General features: G+C 66.1%; 12 protein-coding genes. 2 read left to right on the forward strand and 10 right to left on the reverse strand.

Annotated features, from left to right (window positions below; translation table 11 throughout):
• The first annotated feature begins 2 nt into the window (after positions 1-2).
• Complete coding sequence (locus FOE78_RS15150; protein ID WP_143987045.1) at positions 3-1,211, forward strand: glycoside hydrolase family 28 protein; 1,209 nt, start codon at positions 3-5, stop codon at positions 1,209-1,211.
• Here the strand turns inward: FOE78_RS15150 and FOE78_RS15155 are convergent.
• Genes FOE78_RS15155 through FOE78_RS15200 form a run of 10 tightly spaced genes read right to left on the reverse strand, consistent with a single transcriptional unit; the run spans position 1,170 to position 14,425 of the window.
• Positions 1,170-3,188 carry a hypothetical protein gene (locus tag FOE78_RS15155; protein WP_143987046.1) on the reverse strand — a complete coding sequence of 673 codons (2,019 nt, stop codon included), beginning with the start codon at positions 3,186-3,188 and terminating at the stop codon, positions 1,170-1,172. The two genes, FOE78_RS15150 and FOE78_RS15155, sit on opposite strands and share 42 nt — an antisense overlap.
• Positions 3,182-4,495 (reverse strand): DUF5605 domain-containing protein, encoded by a 1,314-nt coding sequence (locus FOE78_RS15160; protein WP_143987047.1) that lies wholly within the window; start codon positions 4,493-4,495, stop codon positions 3,182-3,184. Before FOE78_RS15160 ends, FOE78_RS15155 begins: the two co-directional genes overlap by 7 nt.
• Positions 4,492-5,925, reverse strand: a complete 1,434-nt coding sequence (locus FOE78_RS15165; RefSeq protein ID WP_143987048.1) for a DUF5060 domain-containing protein — start codon at positions 5,923-5,925, stop codon at positions 4,492-4,494. The genes FOE78_RS15160 and FOE78_RS15165 overlap by 4 nt, the downstream gene beginning before the upstream one ends.
• Positions 5,926-5,927: 2 nt before the next feature.
• Positions 5,928-7,049, reverse strand: a complete 1,122-nt coding sequence (locus FOE78_RS15170) for a sialidase family protein (protein WP_143987049.1) — start codon at positions 7,047-7,049, stop codon at positions 5,928-5,930.
• Entirely contained in the window at positions 7,046-8,113 is a 1,068-nt protein-coding gene (locus FOE78_RS15175; RefSeq protein WP_143987050.1) for an ABC transporter ATP-binding protein, read from the reverse strand. The genes FOE78_RS15170 and FOE78_RS15175 overlap by 4 nt, the downstream gene beginning before the upstream one ends.
• Before the next feature lie 4 nt (positions 8,114-8,117).
• Positions 8,118-9,257, reverse strand: coding sequence for an ABC transporter ATP-binding protein (locus FOE78_RS24435; protein WP_323125689.1), 1,140 nt, complete (start codon positions 9,255-9,257; stop codon positions 8,118-8,120).
• Positions 9,223-10,398: an ABC transporter permease gene (locus FOE78_RS15185; protein WP_228265842.1), complete on the reverse strand. Its 1,176-nt coding sequence runs from the start codon at positions 10,396-10,398 to the stop codon at positions 9,223-9,225. The genes FOE78_RS24435 and FOE78_RS15185 overlap by 35 nt, the downstream gene beginning before the upstream one ends.
• A gap of 1 nt (position 10,399) precedes the next feature.
• Positions 10,400-11,398: an ABC transporter permease gene (locus FOE78_RS15190; RefSeq protein ID WP_143987051.1), complete on the reverse strand. Its 999-nt coding sequence runs from the start codon at positions 11,396-11,398 to the stop codon at positions 10,400-10,402.
• A gap of 16 nt (positions 11,399-11,414) precedes the next feature.
• Positions 11,415-13,406 carry an ABC transporter substrate-binding protein gene (locus FOE78_RS15195; protein WP_143987052.1) on the reverse strand — a complete coding sequence of 664 codons (1,992 nt, stop codon included), beginning with the start codon at positions 13,404-13,406 and terminating at the stop codon, positions 11,415-11,417.
• Between the two features lie 56 nt (positions 13,407-13,462).
• Positions 13,463-14,425: a dihydrodipicolinate synthase family protein gene (locus tag FOE78_RS15200; protein WP_168207538.1), complete on the reverse strand. Its 963-nt coding sequence runs from the start codon at positions 14,423-14,425 to the stop codon at positions 13,463-13,465.
• 190 nt (positions 14,426-14,615) lie between these two features.
• Here FOE78_RS15200 and FOE78_RS15205 point away from each other — a divergent pair, with 190 nt between their 5' ends.
• On the forward strand, positions 14,616-15,323 hold the full coding sequence (locus tag FOE78_RS15205; RefSeq protein ID WP_143987054.1) for a GntR family transcriptional regulator: 708 nt from the start codon (positions 14,616-14,618) through the stop codon (positions 15,321-15,323).
• Positions 15,324-15,431: the final 108 nt, after the last annotated feature.

Raw genomic sequence — 15,431 nt, forward strand, 5'->3', positions numbered from 1 at the left:
CGATGGGCTCGGCTGTTGTCAAGATCACCGACTTCGGCGCGGTTGCCGACGGCCGTACGGACTGCACCGCTGCCATCGCCGCATCGATCGGCGACGTGGCACGGACGGGTGGTGGCCGGGTGGTCATTCCACCCGGCACCTACCACACCGGGCCGATCCACCTGCTCGACGACATCGACCTGCATCTGACCGCCGGTGCGGTGCTGCAGTTCAGTCAGGATCCTGACGACTACCTGCCGATCGTCCGCACCCGCTACGAAGGAGTGGACTGCTACAACTACTCCCCCTTCGTGTACGCAGCCGGCCGGGCCAACATATCCCTGACCGGCAAGGGAATTCTCGACGGCAGCGCCGATGACCATCACTGGTGGGACTGGACCCGAGCCGGCGGCGACGCCGGCGATGGACCGGCCAAACGGGAGTTGCTCGACGCCGCCGCGGCCGGTGTCCCGGTGGCCGAACGCCGCTTCGGCAGCGGATCGCGGCTGCGGCCCGGCTTCGTCCAGTTCGTCGACTGCCGTCAGGTGCTGGTCGAGGGTCTCACCATCCGCAACTCGCCGATGTGGGTGCTGCATCCGCTGCTCTGCGAGGACGTGATCATCCGGGACGTTACCGTCGACAGTCACGGTCCCAACAACGACGGCTGCAATCCCGAGTCCTGCCGCAACGTGTTGATCACCGGCTGCACGTTCGACACCGGCGACGACTGCATCGCGATCAAGTCCGGGAAGGATCACGACGGGCGCCGGGTGAACGTGCCGTGCGAGAACGTCGTGATCACCGACTGCCTGATGCGGGCCGGCCACGGCGGTATCACGCTCGGCAGCGAGACCAGCGGCGGCATCCGCAATGTGGTCGGCGAACGCTGCACGATGGACAGCCCGGATCTCAAGCGGGCTTTGCGCATCAAGTCCAGTCCCCGCCGCGGAGGGGTGATCGAGAACGTACGATTCCGCGACATCACGATCGGTTCGGTCGCCGATGCGGTGATCGAGATTGCCCTCGATTACGAGAACGTCCGCAGCGGGCCGTATCCGCCGACGGTTCGTGACATCGAGTTCAGCAGGGTCACCGCCGCGACCGCCGCGCCTGCACTGAATCTGGTCGGTCTGCCCGAGGCTCCGATCACCGACGTCCGTTTGATCGACTGCAGCTTCGCGTCGATGCGTTCAGCCGACCGGATCGAGCACGTGATCGGCCTCCAGCAGTAGCGCCTGCCACAGCGGGAGGGCGATCACCCAGGACGGGTTCCAGGTGTTGGCGGCGCCGCGCTGCTGCCAGTCGGTGACGAAGAACGCCTCGGTCTGCTCGCCCGCCACCTCGAAACCCCACTCACCCGGCCTCGTACAGATCCCTTGCCGCAACGCCACGTCGACCTCGATCGCCCAACGACAGAAGCGATCCTGGCCGGTCAACCGGCCCAGTCGCCACAGGGCATGGGTCGGGAAGTAGACATCCAGGTGATGATTCTGCACGCTCACCCCGGGCCAGCCCCGAGCCCGGAAACCGGCCCGCTCGAGGATCGAACCGGCCGGCTGCTCGGGCGACCAGTGATACACCCAGGTCAACAGCCAGTCGGCCACGCCGCATGCGCGCTCAAGATAGCGGGCGTCCGCGGTCAGCTCGTGCATCATGATCAAGAACCGCAGATAGCCGAGCCCGGATTCCTTGTCCTCACAGGCCGCATCCAAGGTGGCGAACGCGTACGGTCGCTCGAAGCCGGGCCCCGGCAACCGATGATAGGCCTCAGCCAACTCGATCGCAGCATCCCGGAATCGCTGCTCTCCGCTGAGCCGGTGGGCCCACGCCACCGCGTGAGCTGCCGGTACTCCGGCAAACCCGCGGCGTTGCTGGATCGGCGTCCCGTCCGTCCGCCAGCCGATCGGCACGACGCCGTCCGCGGTCAGCGTCTTGAGCACGAAATCCGCACCGGACACCACCGCGGCGATCCAGTCCTGGTTGGGGATTTTGCCGGCGTCGCGGAACAACTCGGTGATTTCCGCCAGGTCCACCAGCGTCTCGCCGTGAGCTCGCGCCGAGATCATCGGCGCGCCGGCCAACCGGAATCCGCCCCAGCGCCGATCGTCGTGAACGTAGTGATTCAGCCGCATTCCGTCGACCGCGGTGGCCGAACCTCGCAGGTAGAACTCGACCACCTGCCGGCATCGCCGTAGCCGTTCGGGCTCGTCGTTGCGCAGCCCCAGCCGGGCGTCGCACCAGGCCAGCCGCAGACACTGCCCGGTCCAGCCGTACAGGAAGTCGTGGTCGGGTCGGCCGGGCTTGTTGCGGGGTTCGCCCCAGGCCGGAAACTTCAGATAACCCGCGACGTCGCCGTCGGCGAACCAGCGAGCATCCAGTGCGCTGGTCTTCAACTCGATCGTCCGGCCGCGTGACAGCGTCGTCGCGGCGTCCGGAAGGCCCGGCGGAAAGAGGTCGTCCGCGAACGCGGTCAACCGCCGGAATCCCTGCCCTGGCGGGGTGATCCGCGTTCGCTCGATCAGGTAGCCCTGCCGAAGTTGATCACCGGGCTGAAGATCACGATAGCCGGCCTGATGCTCGGTGATCACCTGCTTGTGGACGTAGTCCACGTCCGGCCGGCCGTCGAACATGATCGCTCCACCGGCAGCGATGATCACCGTCCGGTCCGGATCGCTCGCGGCGCCCAGAGAGCCCCCGTCCCAGCCGCCTACCAAGGCGTCCGAAGACACGTCCGCGGCCAGGATCACCGCCTCGCCGGCACGTTCCGCGCACACCGCGGGAATCGGCAGCCGGTGGGTCTGGGTGACGAAGCCGCCGCGGCCGACGTGCGGCACGGTCCGCTCGGGATCGACCGACGGATTGTCGTGGTGGATCACCTGCGGGATGGTGATCCGGGCGCCGGCCGGCGCGGGCAGCAGCAGGCCGAGCACCACATCGCGCAGCACGTCGTCACCGCCCTGGCGCCAGTCGAGCCTGATCGCCAACCGATCCCCGGTCGGTGTCAGCGTCGCCCGCAACACAAGATCATCAACCCGGCCGGTGATCAGCACGGCGTCGGCCCCGACGGTGGTCGAGACGTCCGTCAGACCGGAAGCCAGCGGCTTCCACGGCCTACCCACTGAGACCAGCAGCAGCGAGCCGAGCAACTCGGCAAGATCATCTTCCGCCGCGCCGCCGAGCAACAGCGCGACCCGACGATCGATCAGCACCGGGTGATCCGGATGGCGTTGTACTGCCGGACCGGGAGCTCCAGCAGGTATTCCCCGGACACCCGATCGGCGACGAGTTCCCGTCGCAGGTTCCAGGTGTCGATCACCTCGACCCGGAACAACGCGTCGGCCGGCAGCTCGAAGCGCCGATGCCGGAATCGGTGCGCGCCCAGATACTGCAGGTAGTACTGGCCCGGCACCTCCAAGGTGGAGGCATCGTACGAGACGGATCCGTAACGCAATCCGATCGGCGCCTCGTCCAGGATCGACCCCAGCAGTGCCAGCCGGGGCGGTGCGGCACCCTTGAGCTCTCCGCCGACCGCCCACCAACGGTTGTCGTACCACTCCCCGTGGCCGGCGAAGCCGCCACGGCAGACCGCCTCCCAGATGTCGGCGACGAGGTCTTCGGCACTTCGACTGCCGTCGTGGTTCGCCGCGTCGCCCTCCATGCCAAGGTCGTCCACCAGCACGGGCTTGCGGTATCGCCGAGTCAACACCGAACAGACTCGAGGTTGATCATGATGCAGGCTGCAATGGGTGATCAGCCGCGCTCCGAAGTCGAAGCCGACGCCGGCCTGTATGGTTCGCAGCCGCTGCCCGTGATCGCATTCGGCCAACAGCCGCAACACCTCGTCCCAGAACTGATCCGTCGACGCCGGATGGTCAGCGGGCCAGCGATCCGGATCGATCGCCAAACACCAAGCCACGTTGCGAAAGGCGGCGAATCGGGCCACCAGCGGCCGCAGGTAGCCGCGCCAGTCCACGGCAGGATCGGCGAGCAGTTCGGGTGTGAAGATCACCAACTCTGCCTGGATGCCCAGCCCGGCGAGCTCCCGTACGGCGGCTTCGAGCTGATCCAGCTCTGCTTCGGCCGGTGCGGTGGCCGAACCGTCGGCGAGCACGTCCATCCTGATCTTGGTGAACGGTGCGTCGGCCAACTGTGCCAGTGTCGCGGCCCGTTGGGCAGATTCGGCGCGGTGCCACCAGCGTGCGCAGGTCCCGATCGGGGTGTACGGGGTCCGGTCCGCATAGCCGAATCGCAGCTCGTCGACGATCACCACCGGCCCGTGGTTGTCGGGCCCAGGTGGGCCGCACTCCAGCTCACCGTGGCCGGCCATCCGCCCGGCGGCATCAAGGATGCGGTATCGCCACAGTCCTTCGAACTCCGGTGAGAAGCGGACGAGTTCCCTTCCCCGACTCGGAAAGCTCTCGACGTAGCGGCGTTCGCCGTCGTGTTCAAAGATCACCGTCGCGCCCGGCGTCGAGGTGACGTCGAGTTCGGCAACGCCCCAGCGTTCGGTGATCACGCGACCTCCCTGACCTTGTTCGTCGCGTCGGTCCGCCGTCGGACCCGGCGTACGCGGAGGGCGAGATCACTGCGACCGAGCGGGACCGTGCAGCGGCCGCGGTGACGGCCCGGGACCGGTTCGACCGTCATCTGCCAGGTGTCGATCACGTCGATCAGATGATCTTCGTCGCCGAGCTCCAGGAAGTGTTCGGCCGGCACCCGTTCACCGAAGTAGATCAGCCGGTAATCGGCGGTGTCGGTCCAGTCGGCCGGAGCCTCGTCGATGATCGAGCGCAGGAACGCGATCCGCTGCGGGCTGTCACCGATCAACCTGCCGCCCCGAGAAATCCAATGACCGTTGGGATTGTCGACGTAGCACTCGCCGTGCCCGACGAATCCGCCGGCGGCCATTCCGTGCCAGAACCGCCGGGTCATCTCTCGACCGGTCAGGTTGCCCCACCGGCGATCGACGTCGCCCTCGTAGCCGATCTCGTCGATCACCACCGGTCGCGGATATCGCGCCCGCCAGTCCTCGGCCCGCGCGGCGTCCCAATGCTGGATGCTCTGGTGGGTGGTCCACGGCTTGTCGAAGTCGTAGATCGACTCGTACTCGTACATCCGGGTGCCGTTGTGGATCGAGGCCAGCCGCCGATACGGATCGATCCGCTGCAGGTAGAGCAGCAGGTCGTCCCAGTCGGCGACGGTCTTGGCGTGGTTGAAGTCGTACTCGTTGGAGATCGACCACCAGACGTTGCGGAACGCGGCCAGCCGGGCGACGACGTAGCGCAGGTAGAAACGATCAAGCTCCGGGCTCATGTTGTCCACGCCCCAGTGGCCCTTGTCGTAGGGGTGGAACAGGATCAGGTCGGCCTCGACGCCCAGCCGGCCGAGATCGCCGATCCTGTCCTCCAGGTGAGAGAAGAACTCGAGGTTGAATCGGGTCCGGTCCAAGGTCTCGGCTGTGCTGCCGACGAAGGCCAGCCGATCCGGACGCATGTCCTGGGTCGGCAGAATGCACATCCGGACCTTGTTGAACGGCGATTCCGCCAGGCTGGCCAGAGTCAGCTCTTCATGATCAAGATCACCGGTGTGCGTCCAGTGATAGCAGGTGGTGCCGTACGACTCGTGCCGGCTGCCGTCGGCGTAGCGGAACAGCGAGCGCCCGAAGACCCGAACCGGGCCGTGATTTCCGGCTCCCGCCGGCCCGACCTCGAAGTCGCCGCGATGACCGTTCAGCTCGGTGGTCGGGCTGACCGTCCGGTAGCGCCAGCTGCCTTCCTGGTCGGGCGAGAACCTGATCTTGTATCGGCCGCCGCCGTCGTAGAAGCCGTCCACCGTCACGTCGCGGTTGCGGTAGCTGAAGATCGCCTGCACTTCCACGTCGGTGAACGGGTTGCCGCTGCTCGGCCCGGTCAGCACGATCTCGTACACGCCCCAGCGCTCGACCATGATCAAACCTCGCCGCCGGTCAACCAGTCCGGTGCGAAGACGACGTGCTTGATCGTCTTGCGCAGCATCGAATACGCCGCCTGCAGCCGCCCGTCGCGAGTCTGCAGCAGGGCCGGATAGGAGTAGCCCATCGGCCGGTCGCGGTGTTCCAGATCGGCGTTCTGCAGGTTGCGACGGATCGGCCAGGTCCGGCCGTCATCTGTGGATACTGCCAGCGTCAATGGTGTCCGCAGCGGCTTCTTCCGGGTCAACGGCCCGTCGGGTCCGTCCACCCAACGGAATTGATCACGCTCCAGGGTGGCGTCGTTGAAGATCACCACCAGCCGACCGTCGGTCAGCCGCAGCAACTGGATCGCCGAGTTGTTGTTGGGCAGCTCGGTCCGGACCGGCCTGGTCCAACTCCGACCAAGATCATCGGAACCGGTCGCGTAGATCCGATCCGCGTCGCGGGAGCGGAGCAACCCGAGCAGGCTGCCGTCCGTACGCGGCGCCACGCTCAGCTGCACCCGACCCAGCGAGTCGTCCACGACGTGCTCGGTCCAGGTCTGACCGTGGTCGGTGCTGATCGCCGCCACGCTGTACTCGCCTTGGTCGGTGACCCGGTAGACCGGCAACAGCCACGATCCGTCGGGCTGGAACAGCGGCGGGTTGCGCAGGAAGACGCCCGGCCCCATCAACGCCCAGCGAGCCGACCATGATCGCCCACCGTCGTCCGACGTCCGGGCGTAGACGATCGCGTCCCGTCGATCATGGGGCGTGTTGCTGGTGTGCAGCAACCAGACGGTGCCCTCCGGATCGGTGAAGATCACCGGATTCTGTTCGGAGTGTTCGGAATCGGCGGCGATCAAGATCGGTTGCTGCCAGCGATCGCCACCGGCGGGCAGCCGGGAGATCACCACGTTGGTGCCCGGATCGCCCTCCTGCGGCCCGTTGAACCAAGCACACAACAGATCGCCGTCGGCCGTCTCGGCCAGCGACGCCGCGTGACTGTCGCCGGGATGCAGGATCGGCAGCAGCGCCTCGGTCCGCTGATCATCTGCGCCCGGGCGGAGCACGCCGTCGAACCTCGGGTCCAGCTCGGTCGTGGTCGGCACGGCGGCGCCGTCAAGGTCTTCGAAGATCATGCTGCGCCCAGCTCCTCGATGCCACGCAGTTGCAGTTCGTCGGAGAAGTGGCAGGCGCTGAGCTGCCCGGAGTCCGTTCTGTGCAAGGTCGGAACCTCCGTACGGCAGCGGTCCTGGGCATAGAAGCAGCGTGGATGGAACGGACAGCCGGACGGCACGTTGGACGGATCGGCCACCTCTCCGCGCAGCACGATCCGCTCCCGGCGCTCCCCGGTCGGATCGGGATCCGGCACCGCCGACAGCAGCGCCTCGGTGTAGGGGTGGCGGGGCCGGCCGAAGACCTGCTCGGTCGGGCCGGACTCGACCACCTTGCCGACGTACATCACCACCACCTCGTCGGCCATGTATTCCACCGTGCCGAGATCGTGGCTGATGAACAGGTAGGTCAACTCGTGCTCCTCCTGCAGATCCTTGAGCAGGTTCAGGATCTGGGCCCGGACCGACACGTCCAGCGCGCTGACCGCCTCGTCCGCGACCACCAGTCGCGGGTCCAGGGCGAGTGCCCGGGCGATGCCGACCCGCTGCCGTTCTCCTCCGGAGAAGGCGTTGGGGTAACGATGCCGATACTCCGGCCGCAGCCCGACCCGACGCAGCAACTCGACCACCCGCTCCTCCACCTCGGACCGGCCGGCGACGTGGTTCACGGTCAACGGCTCCGCCACGATGTCGCCCAGGGTCAGTCGCGGGTTGAGGGATGAGAACGGGTCCTGGAAGATCAACCGGATCTGCCGGCGGTACTCCTTCATCCGCCGCTCCGGCACCCGAGCAAGATCGATCCAGTCGCCGCCCGGCGCACTGTAGTTGATCTTGCCGGCGGTCGGGTCGAGCACGCGCAGCAGCAGCCGGCCCAGCGTGCTCTTGCCACAGCCGGATTCGCCGACCAATCCGACGGTACGACCTGCCGGGATGGCCAGATCGACCCCGTCGACGGCCTTGACCACCCGGGACACCCGGCTCAGCAGGCCCGATCGGATCGGGAAGTCCTTGGACAACCCCTCGGTCTGCATCAGCAGCGGTGCGCTCACCGCGGCGCCCGCATTTCCTTGCTCAGCAACGACATTCATCGGCTCAGTTCTCCTCCTCGAACAGCACACAGCGCACCTGGTGTCCGTCGTCGTCGGTGATCATCGGCGGTTCGGCCACCTCACAGCGACCGGGGATGAAGTAGTCGCAGCGGTCGTGGAACGCACATCCGGTCGGCCGATCGTACGGGTGCGGCACCATGCCGCGGACCGGGTCCAGCCGGGCTCCGCGACGCATGCCGAGCGCCGGCACCGAGCGCAACAACGCCCTCGTGTACGGATGCTTCGGATGCGCGAACAGACTGCGCAGCTCACCACACTCGACCACCTTGCCCAGATACATCACGACGACCCGATCGGCCATCTGTGCCGCCACCCCGAGATCATGAGTGATCAACATGATCGCCATCCCGAACTCACGCTGCAGGGACTTCAGCAGCTCCAGAATCTGTGCCTGGGTGGTGACATCGAGGGCCGTGGTCGGTTCGTCGGCGATCAGCAACTCCGGATCGCAGGACAACGCCATCGCGATCATGGCCCGTTGTCGCATCCCGCCGCTGAGCTCGAACGGATAGCTGTCGATCCGCTTTTCCGGTCCCGGGATGCCGACCCGACCGAGCAGCTCGATGGCCCGTTGCCGCGCTTCTTCCTTGGTCAGCGGCTCGTGCAGCCGGATCGCCTCGACGATCTGGTTGCCGATCGTGTGCACCGCCGACAACGAGGTCATCGGTTCCTGGAAGACCATCGCGATCCGCTTGCCACGTACGGCCTGGATGGTGGGCTGCTCGGCCGTGACCAGGTCGACCATGCCGTCGGGTGCATCCGGCAGCACGGGCACGTCCTTCTTGCGACGCAGCAGTCCGCGCCGACGACGCGGCTCCCGCACCTCGGAGTCCGGTGGTGCAGGTACCCACACCTGGCCGCCGGCGATCTTGCCCGGCCGGTCGACCAGTCGCAGGATCGATCGGGCGGTCATGCTCTTACCGCAGCCCGACTCGCCGACCACCGCGATCGTCTCGCCGCGGCCGATCTCCAGGTCGACGCCGTCCACCGCGTCGACCACACCGTCCTCCAGCACGAACTGGGTCTTCAGCCCTGCCAGCCGGAGCACCGGCAGCTCGTCACGATCTCCTCCACCGGCGGTTTGATGATCACTTGTAGGGGTCTGCAGCATCGCGTAGTCCATCTCCGACGAAGTTCATGGCCAGCACGGTGATGAAGATCGCCGCGCCGGGGAGCATCAGCCAGGGCGCCGTCTGGATCGCCCGGATGTTCTGAGCATCCTGCAGCAGCACACCCCAGCTGACCGCGGGTGACTGCAGGCCGAGACCGAGGAAGCTCAGACCGGTCTCGCCCAAGATCATCGCCGGGACCGACATGGTCAGTGACGCGATGATGTGGCTGCTGAACGACGGCACCATGTGGCGGAAGATGATCCGCGGCTGACTGCAGCCGTCCAACCGGGCCGCGGTGACGAAGTCCTCCTCGCGCAGGGAAAGGAATCGGCCGCGGACCACTCGGGCCATCCCGGTCCAGCCGATCACCGACAAGATCACCGTGATCGCGAAATACCGGGTCAGCGGGCCCCAGCCGGCCGGGATGGCTGCCGACAGCGCCAACCACAGCGGCAGCGTCGGGATCGCCATCAGGAATTCGATGATCCGCTGGATCAGGGTGTCCGGTTTGCCGCCGTAGTAGCCGGAGATGCCACCCATGGTGAGGCCGATCAGGAAGCTCATTGCCACGCCGACCAACCCGATCGACAGTGAAACCCTTGCGCCGTAGAGAATTCGGGTGAGCAGATCGTGTCCGGCCCGGTCGGCGCCCCAGAGGAAGAACGGCTGGCCGAACTCCTTCGGTCCGATGAAGTGACGGTCGGACGGGAACAGCCCCCAGACCTTGTACGGCGCACCCTTGACGAACAAGCCGACCTCGATCCGCTGCTGCGGATCGCTGGTGAAGGTACGGGCGTACGTCTGCGGATCCTGCTTGACCTGGAATCCGTTCACGTACAGGCCGAGACCCTCGGTCTGGCTGTAGACGTGCAACACCTGCGGCGGCGCGTAGGCGTACTTCGGATCCTGCACCGACGGCGTCGACGGCGCCAGGAACTCGGCGAAGATCGCCACCGCGTAGATGAACAGCACCGCGACCAGGCCGATCTTGGCCAGCTTGTGCCGGCGGAACTTGCGCCAGATCAACTGCCATTGCGATGCGGTGCCGCCGCGGACCGCCGCTTGCCGGTCGGCCTCGGGCGGCAGCGGATCCGTCACCGGAGTCGCGCTGCGCTCCTCGACCGCCATCGGTTTGATCATGTTCTCGGCCACGTCAACTCTCCGCATAACGTCGTCGGATTCGGGGATCCCACCAGGCCAGGGCAAGATCACTCAACAGGGTGCCGATCACCATCAGGGTGCTCAGGATCAGGATGAAACTGCCCACCAGATACATGTCCTGGCTCTCCACGCCGCCCAGCAGCAACGGTCCGGTGGTCGGCAGACTGAGCACGATCGAGATGATCGTCTCGCCACTGATCAGACCGGGCAGCAACCAGCCGACGGTGGAGAAGAACGGGCTCAGCGACATGCGCACCGGGTACTTCAGCAGCAGCCGCCACTCCGGCATCCCCTTGGCTCGTGCGGTCACCACGTACGGCTTGTACAGCTCGTCCAGCAGATTCGCCCGGGTGGTTCTGATCAAGCCTGCGGTGCCGGACATCCCGATGATCAGGATCGGCACCCAGAGATGGGAGGCCAGATCCAGCACCTTGCCCATGTTCCAGGCCGCGTCGGCGTACTGCGGTGAGAAGAGCCCGCCGACGCTCTGATGGAACACTCTCGAGCCCAGATAGAGAAACAGCAAAGCGATCATGAACTCCGGGACGGCCATCCCGATGAAGCCGAAGACGGTGGCCGCGTAGTCACCCTTGGAGTACTGCTTCACCGCCGAGTAGATGCCGATCGGGAAGGCCACCGCCCAGACGAAGAACAAGGTGCTGATCGACAGGAACGCCGACAACGCCACCCGGTTCCAGATCATGCTGGACACCGGCCGATTCCAGGCAAACGATTGTCCGAAATCGCCGTGCAGCAGGATGTTGCTGATCCACTTGAAGTACTGGACGATGAAGGGATCGTCCAGCCCGTAGCGGGCCCGCAGAGCAGCCATCCGCTGCACGCTGATCTCCTGGCCGTTGGCCTCGGCGACCGCCTGCATCGTGTCGACGTAATCGCCCGGCGGCAACTGGATGATCCAGAAGGCCACCAGCGAGACCACGGCCAGGGTGATCACCATCAGCCCGAGCCGGCGGAGTACGTACTGTGCCATCGATCTGTTCGCCTACTCAGCTTTCGAAGAAGTAGTGCTCGGGATTGTTAGGCCCGGGAGCCCCGTAGCCGCCCGATCCCGGGAAGGTCTTCATCACGTTGCGGAAGTTGTTCTTGGCGATGCCGTACGAGTCGGCCGGGGTGCAGATCCCGATGTAGACGAACTGTTCCTTGGCCAGTTCGATGATCTGCTTGCCGATGTCGGTCGCCTTCCGTGCGTCGTAGGTGTGCCGCATCTTGTCGAACAGCTCCAAGGCAGTCTTGTAGGTGCCCGGCGGCTCCTGGCCGGACTTGCCGTCGGTGGCGTACCAATTCGCCCAGGTGCTGCCCCACCGCGACGAGCCGCGCGGGTTGGAGGCGACGTAGTAGTGGTTCGATCCCTGCGTCGCACGGACCTCGAAGTTGCCCGCCGTCCAGGTGGACGCCTCGGCCACGTTGGCCTGGACGCGTTGCCAGTAAAGGTCTTCCGAGACCCGAGAGATGTTGGTGTCGATGCCGACCGCCTTCCAGTCGGCCTTGATCAACTCCATCCCGTCGACGTGATCGGGCATCGCCGAGTCGACCAGCACGGTGATGGTGATCTTCTTCCCGTCCCGCAGCCGGAAGCCGTCGGAGTCCTTCTTGCTGTAGCCGGCCTTGTCCAGGTACTCGTTCGCCTTCTGTGGTGAGTACTCGGTGAACTGGGTGCCGAACTCCTCGTTGTAGACGGGACTGTCCGGCAGCGGTGCGCACTGCCACGGCTTGCCCTGCCCGGCGTACACGGTGTCGATGATCTTCTGCCGGTTGATCGCGTACGACAGGCCGACCTTGAAGTCCTTGTTGGCGTACATCTTCGCCTTGCCCTTGTCCTTCAGGGTCATGTTGAACCCGATCACGAAGGCGTTGGGACCGTCCGGGGTTACCGAGAACATCCGGTAATCACCCTTCTGCTCACCGTCGGCGACCACCGGCTTGTTCCGTACGGTGGTGAAGTTGCGCATCTGCATGTCGAACTCGCCGTTGGTTACCTTGAGCAGCTCGACCTCGGGATCCTGCAACACCAGGCAGCTGATCTTGTCGATGTACGGCAGCTGGCTGCCGTCGGGATCGGTCTTCCAGTAGTACGGGTTGCGGACGGCCTGCACCGAGTCGGCGTCGCCGAGCGCCTTGGTCAACACCCAGGCGTTCAGCGTCGGCATGTCGACGTTGCTCCACGCCGTGGTCTTGTTCTCCCACAGCTGCATCCAGTCGTTCAGATTGGCCTGTTTGACCAGCTTCTCGACGCCTCTGTTGTACTTCGCGTGGAACTGCTTCAGGTAGTGCATCGGCATGATCATGGCCGCCTGACCCACCGCCACCTCGTTCAGGAATCCCGGCTTGGGATTGGTGAACACGTACTGCACGGTGAGATCGTCGACCTTCTTGAAGGTCGCCGGTTTGCCGGTCTCCGAGTCCAGCCACAGGTCGTAGATGCCACCCTCGTGCATCGGCGGGTAGGTGTTGACGTCCTCGTAGGTGAACCGCAGGTCCTCGGTGGTCAACGGCTTGCCGTCCGACCACTTCACGCCCTCGCGCAGCTTGAACTCGAAGATCCGGCCGCCGTCACGATCACGGAAGGACTCGGCGACGTTGGGCATGATCTCTTCCAGGCCGGCCGCGTCGCTCCATTCGCGGGTCCAGCGGATGATCGGGTCGTAGCCGATGCTGATGGTCAGCCACTGGGCGTCCTCCTCGGTGATCATCGCCGAGTGCCAGGTGCCGCCGTACTGGCCGATCTTCTCCACCGGCTTGACGATCGCCGGGTTCTTCGGCAACCGCTGCTCGACCGGCGGCAGTTTGCCTGACTTGACCTGCTCGGCCAGCATCGGGGCTTCCTTGCCCTTCGGACCGGCGTCGTTACTGACCTGCTTGGTGTCGGGAGCGGTGCTGAAGAAGCTGCACCCCGACAGCGATACCGCGGCGCCGAGTCCGGCGCTGACACCGAGCAGCGCGCGCCGGGTCAGTTGCGGGTTCTTCGCAAGTGTGGACATCTTTGTACTCCCTTGCTCCTGGGCGTCCGCCGCGGCGGACGGCCTGCTGTTACGTTTCAGACGGATGCCGGCGACGGCTGCACGTCGTCGAGCTTTTCGATCAAACCGATGACCCCCACCACAAGTCGTTCTTGTTCGTCCTCGGTCAGGTCGCGCAGCGGGGCGACACCACGAGCCCCGTCGATCCGGCCGAGCGCTGCCAACAGGAACTTGTAGATGCCGGCGATCGCGGTCGGACTGGTCCGTCCAGGCAGCCTGAGTGCGGCCATCAGCTCGTCGGTCTGCCGTTGCCGGGCCCGGGTCTCGTCCCAGTCGCCGCGCCGGGCCGCCTCGTACTGAGCGACCAAGTGCCGCGGAACCAGGTTGGCCGTCGACGACATCGCGCCCACTGCACCGACGAAGTAGCCGAGATCACTGACCGCCGAGCCGCCGGTGAAGGCCGGGATCTCCACCCCGGCATCGGCAGCCGCGTTGATCAACTGGCGCAACCAGAGCACGTCCGAACTGCTGTCCTTCGCGCCACAGATCACGCCGTCGGCCGCCAGCTCGACGATCGAGGCGATGGTCAGTCCGGGACCGGCGATCTGCGGCATGTGATAGGCGATCACCGGCCCGGCTTCGGCAGCCAGAGCGCGGAAGTGGGTCTTGATCTCGTCCTGACTGAACTGGGCCGCGTACGGCGGCAGCACCGAGACCATGGTCGCGCCGGCCTTGCGGGCCGCCCGCGCCTGCTCCAGCGCCAACGCCAGCGAGGTGTCACCGACGTGGGCGATCACCGGCACCCGCAGGTCGGCGATCCGGACGCACTCGCCGACGACCCTGGCCCGCTGCTCCACGTCCAGTCCGTAGAATTCGCCGGTCGTGCCGTTGACCCACAGCCCCTGCACGCCGGCGTCCAGGAGATGACCCACGTGGCGTTCCAGTGAGTCGATGTCCAACTGCCGATCGTCGTTCAGTGGCGTGATGACCGGTGTCAGCACACCGGCCAACTGCGTGGGGGCCAACTGATCCTGATTCACCCGGGGGACCGCCTCTCCGTTGAATGCCGCCGGAATACCAGGATGATGGGAGACCGGTCCCCCGGTTGTCAACCCTGTTGCCGCGACGCGCCGAAAATATCCGTGCAAAGTTGACATATTGGGCCGTTCGCGCTGGCATGCTAGAGACGCTGGTTGGCATACCAGCATTGATCCGCACGAGGAGACACAGATGGCAACCACCGCGCCGCCGGCCGATCAGGGAAGCCTGGAGGCCCGCGCCCACGAGTCTTTGGTGGATTGGCTGGTCAACGAGCATCCCGCACCGGGCCAACCGGTGCCGATCCGTGAGTTCGCCCGCAACCTGGGGATGAGCCGGACGCCGGTCCGCAGCGCCGTGGGCCGGCTGTACGAACGCGGCCTGCTCGCCTATGACTCGACCACCGGCTTCACCGTCGCGATTCCTTCGCTGAGTTCGATCTACGAGCTGTTCGAGGTGCGGCTGATGATCGAATCCCACTCGGTGCGCCGGTTCCTGCAGCAGCATCCCAAGGGGTCTCCGCGTCGGATCACTCAGCTGGTCGACGAGGCCGCCGAGCTGGCCACCCGGGCCGTCGATGATCAAGCCGCCTACATCGCCTTCCGCGACAACGACTCGGCGTTCCACCGCAGCCTGGTCGAGCTGGCCGAGCTGCCGCGCCTGCTGGAGATGCACAGCGACCTGCACCTGAGCATTCATGTCACCCGAGCCGGGATGGAAGCGCCGCTGACCCATGATCGACTCGACATCGCGGTGGCGGAGCACCGTGCGATCACCGACGCGCTGGATCGCGGCGACATGGCCGGCGCCCAGGATGCGCTGGAATCCCACATCCTCCGGGTCCGCGATCAGACCATCGTCTTCCTGAGCCGGCCCCGATTCGGGCCCACGGCCCCGTGAACTCTGCCGAGACGCCTCCGCCGGCGATGGGCCTCTGGCCCCCGCCGGGGAGCACCCGTGTGTGTCCCGACACTCCGCTGCGAATACCGCTCGCCGACGGTGGCATGC

It is taken from the genome of Microlunatus elymi, assembly GCF_007362775.1.
GTDB classification, from domain to species: Bacteria; Actinomycetota; Actinomycetes; order Propionibacteriales; family Propionibacteriaceae; genus Microlunatus; species Microlunatus elymi.